At 70.8% G+C, this 17,737-nt stretch carries 15 protein-coding genes; 8 read left to right on the top strand and 7 right to left on the bottom strand.

The genetic code is table 11. The features are described from left to right. The first annotated feature begins 104 nt into the window (after positions 1–104). From ACH442_RS41700 to ACH442_RS41690, 3 genes are read left to right on the top strand one after another with little or no spacing between them, the layout of a single operon-like run. Positions 105–2,135, top strand: coding sequence for a hypothetical protein (locus ACH442_RS41700; protein ID WP_396343671.1), 2,031 nt, complete (start codon positions 105–107; stop codon positions 2,133–2,135). Next, positions 2,132–3,307, top strand: coding sequence for an MFS transporter (locus ACH442_RS41695; RefSeq protein WP_396343670.1), 1,176 nt, complete (start codon positions 2,132–2,134; stop codon positions 3,305–3,307). The genes ACH442_RS41700 and ACH442_RS41695 overlap by 4 nt, the downstream gene beginning before the upstream one ends. A gap of 11 nt (positions 3,308–3,318) precedes the next feature. After that, the gene (locus ACH442_RS41690) at positions 3,319–4,656 is read left to right on the top strand and encodes a GH1 family beta-glucosidase (RefSeq protein ID WP_396343669.1); all 1,338 of its coding nucleotides are present in this window, start codon (positions 3,319–3,321) and stop codon (positions 4,654–4,656) included. Here ACH442_RS41690 and ACH442_RS41685 read toward each other — a convergent pair. The 4 genes from ACH442_RS41685 to ACH442_RS41670 all read right to left on the bottom strand — a co-directional run bounded on the left by ACH442_RS41685 (position 4,646) and on the right by ACH442_RS41670 (position 9,654). Continuing rightward, positions 4,646–5,242, bottom strand: coding sequence for a TetR/AcrR family transcriptional regulator (locus ACH442_RS41685; protein WP_396343668.1), 597 nt, complete (start codon positions 5,240–5,242; stop codon positions 4,646–4,648). The two genes, ACH442_RS41690 and ACH442_RS41685, sit on opposite strands and share 11 nt — an antisense overlap. A gap of 55 nt (positions 5,243–5,297) precedes the next feature. Beyond that, positions 5,298–6,467, bottom strand: a complete 1,170-nt coding sequence (locus tag ACH442_RS41680; RefSeq protein ID WP_396343667.1) for an MFS transporter — start codon at positions 6,465–6,467, stop codon at positions 5,298–5,300. Between the two features lie 531 nt (positions 6,468–6,998). Then, a complete protein-coding gene (locus ACH442_RS41675) occupies positions 6,999–7,631 on the bottom strand; it encodes a futalosine hydrolase (protein WP_396343666.1) in 633 nt (210 codons plus the stop codon). 148 nt (positions 7,632–7,779) lie between these two features. Continuing rightward, positions 7,780–9,654: an MFS transporter gene (locus tag ACH442_RS41670; protein ID WP_396343665.1), complete on the bottom strand. Its 1,875-nt coding sequence runs from the start codon at positions 9,652–9,654 to the stop codon at positions 7,780–7,782. Positions 9,655–9,732: 78 nt separating this feature from the next. Between ACH442_RS41670 and ACH442_RS41665 the strand changes: the two genes are divergently transcribed. Next, positions 9,733–10,626 carry a DUF3027 domain-containing protein gene (locus tag ACH442_RS41665; protein ID WP_396343664.1) on the top strand — a complete coding sequence of 298 codons (894 nt, stop codon included), beginning with the start codon at positions 9,733–9,735 and terminating at the stop codon, positions 10,624–10,626. Here ACH442_RS41665 and ACH442_RS41660 read toward each other — a convergent pair. After that, entirely contained in the window at positions 10,623–10,940 is a 318-nt protein-coding gene (locus tag ACH442_RS41660; RefSeq protein WP_396343663.1) for a DUF2530 domain-containing protein, read from the bottom strand. The genes ACH442_RS41665 and ACH442_RS41660 overlap by 4 nt on opposite strands. Positions 10,941–11,073: 133 nt before the next feature. Here ACH442_RS41660 and ACH442_RS41655 point away from each other — a divergent pair, with 133 nt between their 5' ends. The 4 genes from ACH442_RS41655 to ACH442_RS41640 all read left to right on the top strand — a co-directional run bounded on the left by ACH442_RS41655 (position 11,074) and on the right by ACH442_RS41640 (position 15,413). After that, the gene (locus tag ACH442_RS41655) at positions 11,074–12,519 is read left to right on the top strand and encodes an NCS2 family permease (RefSeq protein WP_396343662.1); all 1,446 of its coding nucleotides are present in this window, start codon (positions 11,074–11,076) and stop codon (positions 12,517–12,519) included. Positions 12,520–12,617: 98 nt separating this feature from the next. Next, positions 12,618–13,064 (top strand): MarR family winged helix-turn-helix transcriptional regulator, encoded by a 447-nt coding sequence (locus ACH442_RS41650; RefSeq protein ID WP_396343661.1) that lies wholly within the window; start codon positions 12,618–12,620, stop codon positions 13,062–13,064. A 68-nt stretch (positions 13,065–13,132) separates the two neighbouring features. Continuing rightward, complete coding sequence (locus tag ACH442_RS41645) at positions 13,133–14,662, top strand: MFS transporter (RefSeq protein WP_396343660.1); 1,530 nt, start codon at positions 13,133–13,135, stop codon at positions 14,660–14,662. A 217-nt stretch (positions 14,663–14,879) separates the two neighbouring features. Next, on the top strand, positions 14,880–15,413 hold the full coding sequence (locus tag ACH442_RS41640; protein WP_396343699.1) for a hypothetical protein: 534 nt from the start codon (positions 14,880–14,882) through the stop codon (positions 15,411–15,413). Positions 15,414–15,922: 509 nt separating this feature from the next. Here the strand turns inward: ACH442_RS41640 and thpR are convergent. Together thpR and sepH are read right to left on the bottom strand one after the other, a co-directional pair. Then, positions 15,923–16,471 carry an RNA 2',3'-cyclic phosphodiesterase gene (gene thpR, locus ACH442_RS41635; RefSeq protein WP_396343659.1) on the bottom strand — a complete coding sequence of 183 codons (549 nt, stop codon included), beginning with the start codon at positions 16,469–16,471 and terminating at the stop codon, positions 15,923–15,925. Positions 16,472–16,482: 11 nt separating this feature from the next. Then, complete coding sequence (gene sepH / locus ACH442_RS41630) at positions 16,483–17,541, bottom strand: septation protein SepH (protein ID WP_396343658.1); 1,059 nt, start codon at positions 17,539–17,541, stop codon at positions 16,483–16,485. Between the last annotated feature and the right edge of the window lie 196 nt (positions 17,542–17,737).

Here is a 17,737-nt window from a genome sequence, read left to right as displayed (position 1 = left end):
AAGGGGTCGCCCGTAAAAATATTCACATTCACCTCTGGTTTAACAGCGGTGTGATTTTCTACACTCCTTTTGTCGGATCATTTGATCTACCAAGGGGGTGCCTCGTGGGTCGTAAGCTGCTCGCGGTCGTCCTGGTGCTTGGCCTCGTCGGTGGGCTGTCCGCGCCCGCCGAAGCCGCCGAGACCTGGATGCCGGCCACCGGCCTGGAGGGCGCGTGCGTCACCCTCCAGGCGTACAACGGATCCACCTCGCTCGGTTACGTGTTCAAGGACTCCGTCGGCTACGGCTTCACCGGCACGGCGTCGAAGGCCGAACCGTTCCGCTTCGAGGCCACCCAGCTCGGCCGTTACCTGCTGCGCGACCACACCGGCGCCCCGCCGTACCAGAGCACGCTCGGCTGGGTGTGGGCCGGCGACTCCTACGGTGATCGCGCCGACTGGACCGTGAGCAGTGGATCCGCCGGCTCGTACAAGTTCGTCTCGACGTCGACCGGTCAGCAGCTGGGGTCGTACCTCGGTGGGCTCGGCGCCGGAAGCGCGACCATGAAGCTCACCGCAACCACCGGATGCGCGGCGATCCCGGACATCGCCACCGGCGTGAGCGGCACCCCCGCCCCGGCCGTCGACGCCAACGGCAAACTCGTCGGCTGGATCGACGCGCACGCGCACATCACCGCCGGCGAGGCGTTCGGCGGCTCGATGCACTGCGGCGACGCGTGGGCCTCCGGCGGCGCGCCGGTCGCGCTGGCCGGCTGCGCCTCGCACGCGACCCTGGGCTGGGGCGCGCTGCTCGAGGCGATCATCGCCGGCACCGACCCGATCAACTCGTCCGAGCAGGGGTGGCCGTCGTTCACCGACTGGCCGCAGACCGACACGATGCTGCACGAGGCGTCCTACTTCCGCAGCCTGGAACGGGCCTGGCAGTCCGGTCAGCGCGTGCTCAACGTGCTGCTGGTGGCGAACCGGGTGATCTGCGACCTGACCGTCCGGCACACCTCGTGCGACGAGATGGACCAGATCCGCGCGCAGTCCACCTACCTGCACAAGATGCAGGATTACATCGACGCTCGCAGCGGAGGTCCAGGTCGCGGGTGGTTCCGCTTGGCGACGACCCCTGCCGAGGTACGGGCGATAGCCGCCCAGGGCAAACTCGCCGTCACCATCGGTGTGGAGAACTCGGAGATCTTCGGCTGCCGCGAGATCAAGGACGTCGCGCAGTGCACGACCGCCGACATCGACAAAGGGCTCGACGAGCTGCAGGCCATGGGCGTCAGCGGCCTCTACCCGGTGCACAAGTTCGACAACGCGTTCGGCGGCACCCGCTTCGACGAGGGTGTCACCGGCGCCGCGATCAACGTCGGTCAGCTGCTCTCCAGTGGCCACTGGTGGCAGGCGACGAGCTGCACCGGCCCCTCCGACAACGAGCAGCCGATCGTCAGTGACGACTTCGCCAAACTGCTGTCGCTCGGCGTGGACCTGCCGGCCGGGACGATCCTGCCGGTCTACCCCAGCGGCAAGATCTGCAACGTCCGCGGGCTCACCACGCTCGGCACGTACCTGGTCCAGAAGATGATGGACCGGGGCATGATCGTCCACATCGACCACATGAGCGTGAAGACCGCCTCGGCGGTGCTCGACCTGGCCGAGCAGCGGCATTACGCCGGGGTCGCCTCGGTGCACACGTGGGCCGACCGGACCCTGGTCAACCGGGTGCTCGGGCTCGGTGGGTTCGTCGCCTCGTACGCCTTCGCCGCCACCGACGACGGCTCCGGCACGCCGACCTTCCTCGACGAGTGGCGGGCCAACCGGGCTCTCGCCAACGGCTCCAAGATCACCGGGTACGGCGTCGGCACCGACGTCAACGGGCTGGGCACGCAGGCCGAGCCCCGCCTGAACGCCGGGTCGAGCCCGCTCACCTACCCGTTCACGGCGCTGAACGGGACGACCGTCGCCAAGCAGGTCTGGGGGACCCGCACGTTCGACCTGAACACCGACGGGGTCGCCCAGTACGGCCTCTACGCCGACTGGATCACCGACCTCACGAACCAGGCCGGATCGGACAAGGCGCTGCTCACCCGGCAACTGATGAGCGGGGCCGAGGCGTACGTGACGATGTGGGAGAAAGCACGCTCATGACGGTGGTCGAGGCGCCGGTGCGTACGCGCTGGATGGCCGCCTACTCGCTGGCCATGATCGGGGTCGCGGCCGGCTGGTTCGGCCCGATCCAGATCCTGCTCCCGGAGCAGGCCGCGCGGCTGGCCGGCGCCGACGGCAAGGAGTCGCTGCTCGCCCTGGTCACCGCGATCGGGGCGGCGGCCTCCCTGGTGGCCAACCCGCTGTGGGGCGCGCTGTCGGACCGGCTCGGTTCGCGCCGGCCGATCTTCATCGCCGGAACCGTGATCGGCGTCGCCGGCCTGGTCGTCCTGTCGGCCGCCGACGCCCGCGCGCCGATGATCGGCGGCTGGGTGCTGGTCCAGATCGGACTGAACGGGCCGCTCGCCGCCCTCGCCGCCCTGATCGGGGACCGGGTGCCGGAACGCCAGCGCGGGACGGTCGGTTCGCTGTTCGGGGTGGCGCAGATCGTCGGAGTGGTGCTCGGCACCGCCCTGGCGGTCGCGGTGGGCCAGGGTGCGCCCGGGTACATCGCGGTGGCCGTGGCGGTGCCCGCGCTCGGGGCGGCGCTGCTCGTGATCCATCGGGAACCAGTCCGCATCTCCGAGAAGCCGGGCATCTCATTGCGCTGGCCGGGCTCGCAGTTCGCCTGGGCCTGGCTGATCCGGTTCCTGCTCAACCTGGTCAACGCGCTGGTCCTGGTCTACCTCTTCTACTACCTGTCGGACGAGGTCGGCGTCACCGACGCGGCGACCTGGGTGCTGGTGCTGACCGTGGTCAACGTGCTCTTCGCCGGGATCTTCGGCTTCGCCGGCGGGGTGCTCTCCGACCGCTGGGAACGTCGCAAGATCTTCGTCGCGGTCGCCGCGGTGGTGCTCGCCGCCGGGACCGCGCTGCTCGCCCTGGTACCCGTCGTGGCCGTTGCGATCGTGGCGTCGGTGCTGGTCGGGGCCGGTTGGGGAGCGTACGTCGCGGTCGACATGGCGGTGATCACGCAGGTGCTTCCGGACGCCGAGACCCGCGCCACCATGCTCGGCGTCGCCAACATCGCCGGCACGCTGCCGCAGCTGCTCGCCCCGGTGATCGCCGCGCCGATCGTCACCCGGCTCGGCGGTTACCCCGCGCTCTACCTGCTCACGGCAGCGTTCGCGATCCTCGCGCTCGTCTGCCTGCCCCGCCTCAAGGCACTGTCCTGAAAGGATTGCTCATGCGATTCCCACCCGGCTTCCGGTTCGGCATGGCGACGTCGGCCTACCAGATCGAGGGCGCCTGGGACGCCGACGGCAAGGGCCCGAGCATCTGGGACACGTTCACGGCCCGCCCCGGGACGGTCCGGCACGGCGAGGACGCCAAGGTCGCCATCGATCATTATCACCGGTACGCCGAGGACGTCACGCACATCGCCGAGGCCGGGGTGCGCGACTACCGGTTCTCGATCTCCTGGCCGCGGGCGCTGGCCTCGCTCGACTTCTACGACCGGCTGGTCGACGAGCTGCTCGCGAAAGGCGTCCGCCCGGTGCCCACGCTCTACCACTGGGACCTGCCGCAGGATCTGGAGGACAAGGGCGGCTGGCTGAACCGGGACACCGCGCACCGGCTCGCCGACTACGCCAGTGCGGTGGTGCTGCGTCTCGGCGACCGCGTCCGGGACTGGATCACCATGAACGAGATGAACGTCCAGACCCTTTACGGGTACGCGTTGACGGATCACGCCCCGGCCCGCGGTCTCGGGCTCGAGGCGCTGCCGGTCGCGCATCACCAGCTGCTCGCGCACGGACTCGCGGTGCAGGTGCTGCGCACGCACGACGCCGGCGCGATCGGCATCGCCAACCAGCACTTCCCGGTCTACCCGGCCAGTGAGGACCCGGCCGACGCGTTCGCCGCCGAGCTGTTCCGCGGGCTGACCAACTGGACGTTCTCCGACCCGATCCTGCTCGGCGACTACCCCGACGAGATGATCCGCGCCGGGGTCGGCACCTCCGGCGCGCAACTCGACCGGGATCTGGAGCTGATCGGGGCGCGGCTCGACTTCTACGGCGTCAACTTCTACGAACCGACCGCGGTCGAGGCGCCCCGCGAGGGCAAGGACTACTCCGGGGTGCTGGAGGTCGACATCCCCGACGGAATGCCGTTCTCCCCCGTGCCGGTCAAGAGCGACGAACGCACCGACTTCGGCTGGGCGATCGTGCCGTCGGCGCTCACCGAAATCCTCGTCACGCTGCACGAACGCTATCCGTCGCTGCCGCCCGTCATCGTCACCGAGAACGGCGCCTCGTTCCACGACACGGCCCCCGGCGAAGACGGTCACGTTCACGACCCGCGACGGATCGCCTATCTGGAGGCGCACCTGCGAGCAGTGCAGGAGGCAATCAATTCGGGGGTACGCGTCGACGGCTTCTACGTCTGGTCGGCGTTCGACAACTTCGAATGGGCGGCCGGTTACGACGAGCGCTTCGGTCTCGTCCACGTCGACAAGGAGACCCTCGCCCGTACGCGCAAGGATTCCTGGTTCTGGTACCGCGACCTGATCGCGGCTAACTCCTGAGCTGATCGACGAAGTTGCCGGCGAGGCGGGTCAGGCGTTCCGCCCGGCCCTCCTCGGCCCAGCCGTCCACCAAGCTCAGCAGGGAGCTGCCCTCGACCAGGATGATGAAGTCGTCGATCACCGCTTCGTCCGCCACGCCCGCGCGGAGCTCGTGCAACTCCCGGGCCTCCCGCAGGCACGTGCGCAGATGCACCCGGATCGCCCGGTGCGACTCCCGCCGCGACTCGGCCAGCAGCGGATGCGACAGCGCGGCCCCGGCAAAAGCCACGTTCACGTGCGCGTCCGCGGCCCGTTCCTCATCGATCGGCAGCACCGCGTCCAGCGCCGCCCGCAGCGCCGCCAGCCCGTAGAGGCTGCCGCCGATCCGGAAAGCCCGCTCCACGATCCGGTCGTAGACCGCCCTCTGCGCCGCGACCAGAATGTCGTCCTTACCGCCGAGAAAATGCGCGAGGACGCTCAGCGAACAGCCCGCCTCGTCCGCGATCGCCCTTGTGGTCGTCCCCTCGACACCGCGGGACCGGACCACCCGCCAGGTGGCCGCGAGGAGCTCCGCCCGTCGCGCGTCATGGTCGACCAGCCTGGGCACGTCCGAAGCCTATCCGGCGTGTTCTGCCCAGGCTTTTCCGGCCTTTTCCGAGCTTTCAGGTGGCGGGGCGCGGGGCGGGCTCGGCGACCGTCAGGTGGGTCAGGCGGCGAGCGATCGGGAGGGTGAGGATCACGCCGACAACCGGGATGAGGAACGCGATCCGTAGACCGATCGGGTCGGAAAGCGCCCCGAGCAGGACCGCGCCGAGCAGCGCGCCGCCGTAGTTGAAGAGGTTCACCCGGGCGATCACCTCGTCGCTGCTCTCCTGCGCGGCCGCACCGGCCGCGCTGAACGCCAGCGGAACCAGCACGCCGACACCGATGCCGGCGATCGCGAAACCGGTGATCGCGGCGGCCTCCGTCGGCAGCAGTACGACCAGGGCGCACCCGGCGCCGGAGACCACGAGCGAACCCAGAGCCATCGTGAGCCGCCCCGCGCGAGGCACCACATGGTCCGCGATCAGGCGGCTGACCAGCACCGTCGCCTGGTAGGCGGCGTAGCCCAGCGGGGCGACCGAGGCAGCCGCGTGCAGCGTGTCCTTCAGGTAGACCGAGCTCCACGTGCTGACCGCGGAGTCCACCAGGAACGCCGTGAAGATCAGCATGCCGCAGACCCAGATCACCCGGCGGACCGCGCGGCTGCCGGTCTCGTGCACCACGTGAGAGCGTTCCGTGCGGCCCGGCTCGAACCCGCGCCAGCCGGCCAGCCCGACCAGCACCGCGAAGGCGGCCGCCGTGCCGACCGCGATGGCAGCGCCGCCGCCGCTCGCCAGCGAACCCGACATGAGCAGGGCCGCGACGATCGCGGCAGCGGTGTAAGCGGCGAACAGCCGGCTCATCACGCTGCGGCCCAGGCGGGCCTGGACCAGCACGCCCTGCATGCTGAGTGAGGCGTCCACGGTGCCGAGGCCGATGCCGTAGAGCAGCAGAATCGTCACGAAGGCGACGTTCGGGGTGCCGACGGTCGTGCCGGCCAGACCGGCGCCGACCAGGAAGAGGCCCGCGGCCAGTGCGTACCGGCTGCCCCAGCGCGCGGCGACCTGGTCAGCGACGACCGAACCGCCGGCCGCGGCCACACACACCAGCAGCAGGATCGCGGAGACGAACGCGTCACTCAGGCCCTGACGTTCCTTGAACGCGGGCAGCGCGGTGACGACCGCGGCATACCCCAGCCCCTGGGCCGCGTAGCCGGCACCGATCAGGCGGGCCCGGGCCCCGGCGCTCATGTCCTTCATCGTGCCTCGCTCAGGGTCCCGGTGGCCGTCATCGGTTCACCTTCGCGGCTGTTCGGGCGGTGCCGCTCGGTCCGCGCCTGGTGATGCCTACAGCGACGAAAGTCACATGTTGTTCAGCGCAGCATGCCGGGCGCGATCATCAACAGCAACAGATTCCTGTAAAAGAATTCACCTTCTTGAGCGGCGTGGTGTTTCTCCGTCGTGAAGCCGTCCCGAGTGCGGTTCGCTGAAGGCGGGCAATCCGGAACAGCCACACCAATCGCCGCGGCAGCGCAGCCCCAGCCGCGTCGCCGCGCCGCCGTGCCGTGTCGCCGTGCCGTGCCGCCATGCCGTGCCCTGCCGCGATGCCGTGCCGCGATGCCGTGCCGCGTCGCCGTGCCGCGTCGGCGTGCCGTGCCGCCATGCCGTGCCCTGCCGCGTCGCCGTGCCGCGTCGCCGTGCCGCGTCGCCGTGCCGCGATGCCGTGCTTTCGAGCGGGCTCGGGGCGCTGAAGGAAGCGACTGCAGCGCGGGACGCGGCGGATCAGGGGAGCGACTGCAGTGCGGGGGCCGCGGCGCGCAGGGCGGCGAACGCGTCGGCCAGGCGCCAGGCGGCCCGATCGCGGGGCCCGATCGGATTGGAGATGCTGCGGAGTTCCGCGAACGGCACGCCGGCCCCGGCAGCGGCGATCGCCACGCCGTAGCCCTCCATCGCCTCGGCGACCGCGTCCGGGAAGCGGGTCGTCAGGCGGGCGGTCGTCCCGGCCGTGCCGGTGACCGTGCTCAAGGTCAGGATGTCACCGGTGATCGCGTGCGGAAGGGCCGCCTGAAGAGCCTTCAGCAGGGCGGCGTCGGTTTCCAGGACGCTGCTGCCGAAGCCCAGCTCCTCGATCGGCAGGAAGCCGTCGGGGGACTCGGCGCCCAGGTCGGCGGCGATCGTCCGGGTGGCGAGGGCGGTGCCGGCCACGTCGGCACGGCCGGGGAAGCCGCCGGCGATGCCGACGCTGACGACCGCTCGGTAGTCGGACCGCGCGAGCAGGCGGGCGGTGCCCGCGGCAGCGGCGGCCGGGCCGACACCGACCGCCTCGACGACGACCAGCGCCGGATCCAGCACCGGGCGCAGGGCGTCGGCCTCGGCGGCGACCGCGGTCACGGCCAGCACAGGATGCAGAGTCATTCGTCCTCCACGGGGTGCCTCGTCACGCGTAGCGGGGGTCGTGCGTCCTCCACAGGGTGCCTCGTCATGTGTTGCGGGGGTCGTGCGCTCTCCACGGGGTGCCTCGTCATGTGTTGCGGGGGTCGTGCGCCGGCGCCGATGGGCGGCATCACACGTCCTCGCCGGAGTCAGCGTCGCCGTTCCGCGTGGCGGACGTGGGGCGGTAGACGTGATAGCCGGGCGGGGCCGCCGAACGATCCGCCTCCGCCCGGGCGCGGGACGAGTCCCCCGACCCGTTGACGGCCGGGGCCTCGGTGCCGAACTGACGGGTGGGCGCGTCGGCGCTGCGCGTGGACGCGGCGGGCTTCCGGGCCTTGCGGCGGCCCCACCAGCCGCGACCGCTGGACTCGTCGACGAGGGTCGGATCGGTGTCGCGAGCACTCGAGTCGCCGGATCGTCGCTGGTGGGGCGGGTTGCTGCCGGGCCGATCGGGAACCGTCGGGGCATCCGGCCACGGGTCCGCCGCCTCGTACAACAGGTCCTCGTCGTCGGGACGTGAGGAACCCGAAGCCCGGGCGGAGTCCGGCGGGCCGGGATCGGGGTGGGCTGACGACGTACGGGAAGAGGCGTCGCGGCCGTGATCGGAATCGGCCGTGCCGGCATCGCCCACGTCTCCCGCGGATTCTCCCGGACGCCCGGCCAGCCGTTCGTTGCGCAGGCGTGCCGCCGACCAGCTCGCGCGCGCTGCGGCAAGCAACGCGAGCAGCGCGGTCAGTGCGACCCCGAGCCGCCCGGCCAGCGGGATCAGCCCGATGCCGCCGCCGGCGACCCAGGCCAGCATCAGCACCGTCTCCGAGTGGGCGAAAGCGGTCGCGCGGAGCCGCTCGGGGACACGTTCCTGGATACTGGCGTCGACGGCCAGTTTCGCGATGCCGCTGAAGATGGCGGTGAGCAGGGACAGCAGGGCGATCGTGGCCAGGTTGCAGAAGATCGTGGCGAAGACCGCCACCCCGGCGGTGATCACCAGGCCGCTGGACTGCAGCGCGAGCGGGCGGCGGATGCGCAGGCCGGTGCCGGCGGCGGTGGAGAGGAACGTGCCGAGCGCCAGCGCGCCGCCGACCAGGCCGACCGCGGTGCCCTTGCCGAGTTCCCAGCCGAGGATCGTGGTGTCGACGTCCCCCGCCATGATCGCGAAGGTCATGAACAGCAGCAGGAAGCCGTAGAGCAGGCGCAACGACGCGCTGCCGAAGAGCGTGGCCAGCACCAGCCGGCCGGAGAGCGGGCGGTCGGAGCCGCGGTTGAGGCCGAGCACGGTGCGCCAGGCGCGCGGCATGGCCTCGGGCGGGTCGGAGTCGGCGCGGGGCGGCAGGCGCAGCGAGACGACCATGCCGACGATGAAGATGATCGTTGCCACCCGCAGCGGCCACTGTGGCCCGAACTTGAAGGCGAGCAGGCCGATCGGGGCCACGACCGCGCCGGCGAACGTGCCGTAGACGCTGGCCCGCGCGCCCACCTGGGACAGTCCGACCCCGTCGGGCAGCAGGCGCGGCACGGCAGCCGAGCGGGCCACCCCGTAGGCCCGGGAGAGCGCGAGCACGCCGAACGCCGCCGGATAGAGGCCCCAGCCGAGCAGGTTGTCGGACATCACATAAGCCAGGAAGGCTCGGCCCAGCATGGTGACCGCCAGCGCGTAGCGCCGGCCGTGACGGAAGTGGTCGAGCAGCGGACCCACCACCGGGGCCAGCAGCGCGAACGGAACCATCGTGATCAGCAGGTAGAGCAGCACCTTGCTGCGGGCCTCGCCGAGCGGGACGCTGAAGATCGTGCCGGCCAGCCCGATCGCGATCAGCGCGTCGCCGGCGCAGGAGACCGCGTGCAGGTCGAAGAGCCTGATCATGCCGATCTCGTTGGCGGCGCCGCGGGCCCGGACGGTGCCGACGCGCCGGGTCGCCCAGGCGCCGCCGCGCACGGATCCACGCACCACCAGGCGCACGGCTTTGACGCCGGAGCCGACGGTGCGGCCGAGGGTGGGGAGCAGCGGCATGTCAACCATCCTGACTGATCGGGGCGACCGATGCGTGGCTCTCCATCCGGCCGCCCCACCTGCCACCCGGAAAACGGAATGAAAGCTTCTCCCCTTTGGTATCTGGGGAGTCGTTGCGAGCCGTGGGGTTCGGTAGGCAACAATGGGCGGGTGACCTCCAGGACCACCTCTCGCGCCGCCCGACTCGACCAGGTCTGTGCCGATGCCGTCGGGGTTGCCCGTGGCGCGATCACCGATGTGGACCCCGATGACATCGGTGAGCACCTGGAAGCGGTCGCCGAGGGCGACCGTGTCGTGACTCACTTCTTCGAGTCCCACCTGGCCGGTTATCGGGGCTGGCGCTGGGCCGTCACGGTGACCCGCGTCCCGCGCAGCCGGCACGTGACGATCTGCGAGACCGTCCTGCTGCCCGGCCCCGACGCGCTGCTCGCCCCCGGCTGGGTGCCGTGGAACGAGCGGGTGCAGCCCGGCGACCTGGGCGTCGGCGACCTGATGCCGACCGCGCCCGACGACGACCGGCTCACCCCGGGCTATGTGCTCAGTGATGACGCCGCGGTCGAGGAGGTCTCCTGGGAGCTGGGCCTCGGCCGGTCCCGGGTGATGTCCAAGGACGGGCGGATCGAGACCGCCCAGAGGTGGTATGACGGCGACGCCGGCCCGGAGGCGCCGATCTCGACCGCCGCGCCGCGCAACGCTCGCTGTGGCACCTGTGGTTTCTACCTGCCGCTGGCCGGTTCGCTGCGGCAGATGTTCGGCGTCTGCGGCAACCTCTACGCGCCCGACGACGGTCGTGCGGTGAGCGCCGACCACGGCTGCGGCGCGCACTCCGAGGCGCTGCTGGCCACGGTCGAGCCGCCGGTCGACGAGCTGCCCACGATCTACGACGACAGCGAGGTCGAGGCCATGGCGGTCAGCCGCGGTCACGGCTCGGTCGAGTCGAGCGAGCCGGCCGAGGATTACGGCCACAGCTAGGACGCTGTGAACTCCCCGTGGGAGAGTGCCCGGCGGCGCTTCCGGTTCCGGTCGTGCACGATCATCGTGATCAGGCCGGGGATGCCCACGAGGAATCCGCCCACGCTGGTGTCGAGCCAGTCGTCGGGTGCACCGGCCAGCCAGCAGACGAGTGCGGCCACGGCGAACGCGGCCAGGCCGGCGACCGCGAACGGGACCATCGGCGGGTCGAGCGGCTCGACACGCGGTTTGGTGCCGGTCACGACGGTCAAGCCGGTCGGGGTCGGGCCGGTCGGCGGATCGTCAGCCCGGGTCGCGGGAGACAGGTCACTCACTCCGACAGGGTAAGGCCATTACGGAACGTCTCGGCGCAGGACGTGAGAGTTGTAACATCACAGCGCTTTTGACGAGGTCATTGCGTCTGAAAGCATGCGCGCGTCGTTCAATGTGCCACCCGGAAGGGCCAGCATGTCAACAGCTACGGAGACCGCCGCGCCGCGGAATGGTTTCGACCGCTTCTTCGAGATAACCAAGCGCGGCTCAACGCTGAGCCGTGAGATCCGTGGCGGCTTCGTCACATTCTTCACGATGGCCTACATCGTCGTCCTCAACCCGCTGATCCTGGCCGGTGGCGCCGACCAGAAGGGCGCGCATCTGCCGCTGGCCGCCCTGGCCGCCGGTACGGCGCTGGTCGCCGGCGTGATGACCATCCTGATGGGCGTCGTGGCCCGCTTCCCCCTCGCGCTGGCCGCCGGCCTCGGCGTGAACGCGCTGGTCGCGTACGAGATCGCGCCGCAGATGACCTGGGCCGACGCGATGGGCCTGGTCGTGATCGAGGGCCTGCTGATCGGTCTGCTCGTGCTGACCGGTCTGCGTACCGCGGTCTTCAAGGCCGTCCCCACCCAGCTGAAGACCGCCATCGGTGTCGGCATCGGCCTGTTCCTGATGATCATCGGTCTGGTCGACTCGGGCTTCGTGCACCGCGTGCCGGACGCCTCCAACACCACCGTCCCGGTCGAGCTCGGCCTCGGCGGCAAGCTGCTGACCTGGCCGACTCTGGTCTTCGCGATCGGTCTGCTGTTCACGCTGGTGCTCTTCGTCCGCAAGGTCAAGGGCGCGATTCTGATCGGCATCCTGGGCACCACGGTGCTGGCCATCGTGGTGGAGGCGATCACCGGCGTCGGCTCGGTCGTCACCAACCCGCACGGCTGGTCGCTGAACGTGCCGAAGCTTCCGGAAAAGGTCGTCGACACCCCCGACCTGTCGCTGCTGGGCCACTTCAACGTGCTGGGCTCGTGGCAGCACGCCGGGTGGCTGGTCGCGCTGATGTTCGTCTTCACGCTGCTGGTGGCGGACTTCTTCGACACCATGGGCACGATGGTCGCGGTCGGCCAGGAGGGCGAGATGCTCGACGAGGAGGGCATGCCACCGCGTACGCGGGAAATTCTCTTGGTCGACTCCATTGCGGCGGCCGCGGGTGGTGCGGCGAGCGTCTCCAGCAACACCTCGTTCGTGGAGAGCGCCTCCGGCGTCGGTGAGGGCGCTCGCACCGGTGTCGCGAACCTGGTCACCGGCGGTCTGTTCCTGCTGGCGATGTTCTTCGCGCCGCTCGTGCAGGTGGTTCCGTTCGAGGCGGCGTCGACCGCGCTCGTGGTCGTCGGCTTCCTGATGATGACGTCGGTGCGGCAGATCGACTGGACCGACTGGACGCTCGCGGTGCCGGCGTTCCTGACGATCACGATCATGCCGTTCACCTACTCGATCTCGAACGGGATCGGGGCGGGGGTCGTCTCCTATGTCGTCCTGAAGGCCTCGACCGGCAAGGCGCGGGAGATTCACCCGATCCTGTACGGCGTCGCTGTCCTGTTCGTCCTCTACTTCGCCCGGGGTCCGCTCGAGTCCTGGCTGCTCTGATTCGGTAGCCGTCACCGGGTGCGCTAGCGTGCCCGGTGACGGCTGTTACACGGTCGAAAACATGTCGTTAGCCATGCTCATTAGCTAGGCTAAGTATCGTGACGGAGCGGGTGATGACGACGGAGCGCACAGCGGAATCGCTCGCCAAGACGCTGCGGGAAGCGATCATCCGGTTCAGCCGGCGGGTCCGGCAGGCACGGCCGGTCGGCGATCTGACGTTCAGTCAGCTCTCCGCGCTGACCAGCCTCCAGCTGCACGGCGCGCTGACTCCACGTGAGCTCGCCGATGTGGAACGGGTCCAGCCCCCGACGATGACCAAGATCGTCGGCAAGTTGGAGGAGCGCGGCCTCGTCGGCCGGACCCCGCACCCCACCGACGGGCGCCAGGTGATCCTGGCCGCCACCGATGAGGGGCGCGCGGTCTACGCGGTGCACGAGGACGCTCGCAATGAGTGGCTCGCCGTGCAACTCGACCAGCTCACCCCCGAGGAACGGGACACCCTGGCCCGCGCTGCGGAAATTCTGCAACGCGTCGCCCGCGCCTGACTCCTGCTGGTCGTTCCGCTTCGTCACGTGACTTTGACGCGTACGACCGAGGCGAGGAGGCACACCGCATGCGGGCAGTGCTGGACACGACATTCCGATCCCTGAGAGTCCGGAACTATCGCCTCTTCGCCGTCGGGCAGCTGATCAAGCTGATCGGCGTGTGGACGATGTTCACCGCCCAGGACTGGCTGGTCCTGGACCTGTCGCACAACTCACCCGGCGCGCTCGGGGTGGTCACCGCCCTGCAGTTCGTCCCGGTGATGCTGCTCACCCTCTACAGCGGGCGGCTGGCTGACCGTTACGACAAGCGCAAACTGCTCGTCATCGCCAACGCGGTCTTCGCCGTCACCGCCATCGCGTTCGCCATCGTCGTGGCGTCCGGGATCGTCCAGCTCTGGCACGTGTTCCTGTTCGCCCTGCTCTTCGGCATCGCCAACTCGGTCGAGACCCCGGTCCGGCAGGCGTTCGTCTCCGAGCTCGTCGAGCTGCCGCTGCTGCCGAACGCGCTGGCGCTCTCCGCGGCCACCTTCAACACCGCCCGGATCGGCGGCCCGGCGCTGGCCGGCGTGCTGCTCTCGGTGCTCTCCATCCGCGTGGTGTTCCTGATCGCGACCGTGCTGGCAATCGCGCCGATCTTCACTTACACCCGGATGAACGTCGTCGAGCTCTTCGGTCTCGCCCGCAAGGACCGCGGGAACGCCAAGGTCCTCGACGGCCTCAAGTATGTCGGCAAGCGCGCCGACCTGGTCCTCCCGATCACGCTGATGGCCGTGGTCGGCATGATCGGTTTCAACTTCCCGGTCACCCTGGCCGCCCTCGCGAAGATCAACTTTCACGCCGGCGCCTCCTCGTTCGGCCTGCTCACCACGGCCCTCGCCGTCGGTGCGCTCGGCGGTGCGCTGGCCGGCAGCGGACGGCGGTCGCGGCCCGGGGCGTACCGGGTGATCGGCGCCGCCCTCGCCTTCGGCGTCCTGGAATTCGCGGTCGGCTTCGCGCCGAACTTCATCGCCGCCATGGTGCTGCTGGTGCCGACCGGGTTCTTCTCGATCTACCTGGCGCAGGCCGCCAATCATCGGGTCCAGATGGGCGTCGACGCCGAGTACCGGGGGCGGGTGATGGCGCTCTACGTGCTGGTCTTCCTCGGGACGACGCCGATCGGGGCGTCGCTTGCCGGCTGGTGGGGGGAGCAGTTCGGGGTGCCGTCCAGCATCTGGGTCGCCGGGCTGGTGTCGTTCGTCGCCGCCGTTGCGACGCTGATCTGGCAGTTGCGGGTCAGCGGGGACCGGCTGCGGGTGCGGTTGCTGCCGCGCCCGGCACTCCACCTGATCAGCGCCGCCCCGGCCGCTGACCCGGCACCCGCCGCTGCGTCCGCCTCCGCGCCGGGCTCTGCACTCGCCTCCGGAGCTGTCTCGGCCCCCGTTCACGCCGAGCCCTCTGTGCCGGGCTCTGCACTCGCCTCCGGAGCTGTCTCGGCCCCCGTTCACGCCGAGCCCTCTGTCGGCCCGGCGCCCGCGTTGAGTGATGTCGCGTCCGAGGTCGCCGTCCGCGTCCGCCTCGAGCCCTCGGCCCGCGCCCCGGAGCCCGCCACCCGGCACTGATCCCGTAGACCCACGCCGCGTCCGACGCCGGCCCCGTAGATCCGTGTCACCCCTTCGTGAGTGGTGCGGATTTACGCATTTCGCCCACCAGGTCGGTAACAAGGCGTGGATCGTGCCCGCTGGCGCTCAGGAACGTGGCATTCAGGCAGTTGGCAGATGGGTCCGCCGAACGGGTGTTCCGGCCCACCGGCTCCCGGCATAACGTCAAGACGTGGCGATGGCACAACTGGTCGTGATGTCGGCGGCGTGGATAACGCTGCTGGTCCTGCCGTGTGCCCGGGTCCTGCTCCGCCGTCCGGCCCCGCGCCGGCCGGCCACCCCGGGCCACCTGCCCCAGCGAGGCACGACGTTTCGCCGGGTGCCTGCCCCGAGCCGCCAGCCCCGCAAAGGCTCGGCCCAGGCCGATCGGGCCCGCCGCCCCGGCCCGCCCAGTCGTGATCTCCGCCGGCTCGACCGTGACCTGGCCGGCCTCGACCTCGCGGCCCGGATGGAGGCGCTGCCCCCGGTCCCGATCGAGCAGCTGGCCTACGACCTGCGGCGCCTCGACCGGCAGCGTCGCAACGGGCCGCTGCGTTCCTCCGAGGTCTGCATGGCCGCGCTGCTGGAAGCCTACGACGCCCGGTTGCGGCTCGCCTGCCGGTGCCTCGGCGTCGCGGAACATCTGGAGCCGCTGACCGGCGTCGACCGCGAGATCGAACGCCTCCGCCTCGAAGCCCGCCTCGAGGCCGCCGGCCTGGCCCTCCGAGGCTGATCACTTACGGTCGCCGTAGCCCGTTCACCCGAAGATCAAATTCAAGATCCTCATGTCCCATCTCCGCTGTGGTCCTTCACCGCCGCTCCCGCGGGGACCCTTCCGGGCCGAGCAGGGCGCAGGGCGCCCAGAACGCTCAGCCCTCCAGGGCGACGTCCGTGGCCGGGCGCGGTCACCCCAGAACCCGACGTCCCCACTATCCCACCCGTCGACCTCACCCGCCCCGCCCGGCCCGTCCACCTCACTGCGACAGCTGCGACCGGCTCGCCGCGTCGTTTCAGCCGCACGATGCACCGCTGGTGCCAGCCGCGGCGGCTCGGACGGCGCTGAGAGGTGTTCGGGGTGGCTCGCCGCGCTACTGAGGTCCAGCCGAGGGTGATGGGCTGGGGGTGGGCGTTGTTCGGGGTGGCTCGCCACGCCGCCGAGGTCCAGCCGAGGGTGGTGGGCTGGGGGTGGGCGTTGTTCGGGGTGGCTCGCCACGCCGCTGAGGTCCCGCCGAGGACGGTGGGCTAGGTGTGGGCGCCGTTCCCGGTGGTGGGATGCACCGCTGGGGCCCGGCCGGGTCGGTGAGGTGACGGAGTGGGCTGAGGGAGGGACCACTCGTGAAGGGTGTGGTAGTTGCCGAGGAGGCTTTCCACCAGGGCGAAGCTCGTCACGGTCCACGGCGGGCCGGTGTAGGACTCCAGGGCGTCGAGCACCTCCGGCGCCATGCGGTAGGAGACCGTCAGGTGTGGGCGGAACGGGCGGGCGTCGATGGTGAAGCCGGCATTGTCCAGGGCGAGCCGGACCGACTCCCGCAACGAGGTCAGCGCTTGCCGGTTCCCGGCCAGCCCGGCCCACACGACCGATCCGAATCGGCCACCGCCGGACATCCGCAGCGAGAAGGCCGGAGGTGCGGGGACGTCGGCCAGGGCGGCCGCCACCTCGTCCGTACTGCGGGAAAGCTCTCCGAGGAAGGCCAGCGTGACATGCCATTTGGCGGGACGGGTCAACCGCGCCCTGGACGGCAGGCGGCACAGCAGATCCTCGCGGGCCGCCGCCGGAGGGCTGACGGCCACGAAGAATCGGCTCAGGAGGACTCCCGCGCGGCCGGGCCGCCGCCGAACAGCACGTCGTCCCAGCTGGGGAGGCGCTTACGGGGCTTGCTCTCCTCACCCTCGTTGCTGGCCTGCGCGTTCTGCCCGACCGTGCGCCGCGGGCGGAGGACGGCCAGCGACGGGACGGCCGGCACCTCCTTGGGCAGGTCGGAGTCGTCGTCGAAGGCCGAGCCGGAGCCACCGCCGAGCAGCGCCGCGGCGCCACCGGCGACCGGGCGGCGGCCGGCCGGGGAGACCGGCTCGAGGCTGCGGCCGGACTGGCCTTCGAGGGGCCGGTCGAGCGAGGCGAGCAGCGCGTCGCGGCCGGCCCGGATCGGGTCGCGGGTCGGACGGGCCGGCGAGTCGGACGCGGGCAGGCCGTGACCGCCGCGGGTCGGCTCGGAGCTGCGGGCCGGGCCGGGCAGGCCGTGGCCGCCACGCTCGGCGGCCGGCTCCTGGCCGAGGATCTGGGTGGGCCGCTCGGCGCACAGATACTGCGCCATGTCGTCGTGCGGGGAGACCACCTGGCGGCCCTTGTCCAGATCCCAGATCGCCTGGGCGGTGGCCTTGCCGGACGGCCAGGTCGCGACGATCCGCCAGGTGCCGTCGTCCTTGCGGAACGCGTCCCAGGAGATCTTGTCGGTGTCGATGCCGTGCTGTGCCAGGCGGCTGTCGACCACCTCGGCCAGCGGCTGACCGGAATCGGACGTCTTCAGCCGGGTGCGCCGGGCGTGCTGGGCCAGCATGGCCCGTTCCTGCAGGACCGGGCCGGCGTAGCGCAGGACCCGGTCGACGGGGACGCCGGCGATGCGCGCGACATCCTCCGCGGACTCGCCCTGGCGGATCCGGGCCTGGATGTCTCGCGGGGACAGGGAGGGCGGGGCGTCGGGCGCGGCGATGACCGCGACCGCGGTGCCCGGCGCCGCGGGACCCTCGGTGAGGACCCCCGCCACCCTGTCGTCCAGGGGAAGCGCGAGTAGCCGGCCCACCTCATCGGCGAGCACCAGGGCCTGTCCGTCCTCGGAGAGGGCGACGAAGCGTACCGGCCGCATGCGTTGCCTCCGTCTCGTCGCGTTGGCCTGTGCTCCCGAGAGTCAGCCACCCGGGCGCGTTTCGGAACACGGTACGCGCCCGGGTCACTCAATGGGGGTAAGCCACGCCGTGAAAGTGTCTGACCAGCGAAGATGATCTTCGGTCTCCGGCCGGCCCTTTTCTTTGGTACGGACTATGTCTTACCCACCGCAATGA

The organism is Actinoplanes sp. NPDC020271 (assembly GCF_044388125.1).
Lineage (GTDB): Bacteria > Actinomycetota > Actinomycetes > Mycobacteriales > Micromonosporaceae > Actinoplanes.
This window is presented reverse-complemented; position numbering and strand designations above follow the sequence as displayed.

Coding starts and splice junctions, on each gene's coding strand:
- ACH442_RS41640 (WP_396343699.1), top strand. CDS start 14,880: ATGGCACAACTGGTCGTGATGTCGGCGGCGTGGATAACGCTGCTGGTC.
- sepH (WP_396343658.1), bottom strand. CDS start 17,541: ATGCGGCCGGTACGCTTCGTCGCCCTCTCCGAGGACGGACAGGCCCTG.
- ACH442_RS41675 (WP_396343666.1), bottom strand. CDS start 7,631: ATGACTCTGCATCCTGTGCTGGCCGTGACCGCGGTCGCCGCCGAGGCC.
- ACH442_RS41680 (WP_396343667.1), bottom strand. CDS start 6,467: ATGAGCGCCGGGGCCCGGGCCCGCCTGATCGGTGCCGGCTACGCGGCC.
- ACH442_RS41645 (WP_396343660.1), top strand. CDS start 13,133: ATGCGGGCAGTGCTGGACACGACATTCCGATCCCTGAGAGTCCGGAAC.
- ACH442_RS41690 (WP_396343669.1), top strand. CDS start 3,319: ATGCGATTCCCACCCGGCTTCCGGTTCGGCATGGCGACGTCGGCCTAC.
- ACH442_RS41665 (WP_396343664.1), top strand. CDS start 9,733: ATGAAAGCTTCTCCCCTTTGGTATCTGGGGAGTCGTTGCGAGCCGTGG.
- ACH442_RS41655 (WP_396343662.1), top strand. CDS start 11,074: ATGTCAACAGCTACGGAGACCGCCGCGCCGCGGAATGGTTTCGACCGC.
- ACH442_RS41695 (WP_396343670.1), top strand. CDS start 2,132: ATGACGGTGGTCGAGGCGCCGGTGCGTACGCGCTGGATGGCCGCCTAC.
- ACH442_RS41670 (WP_396343665.1), bottom strand. CDS start 9,654: ATGCCGCTGCTCCCCACCCTCGGCCGCACCGTCGGCTCCGGCGTCAAA.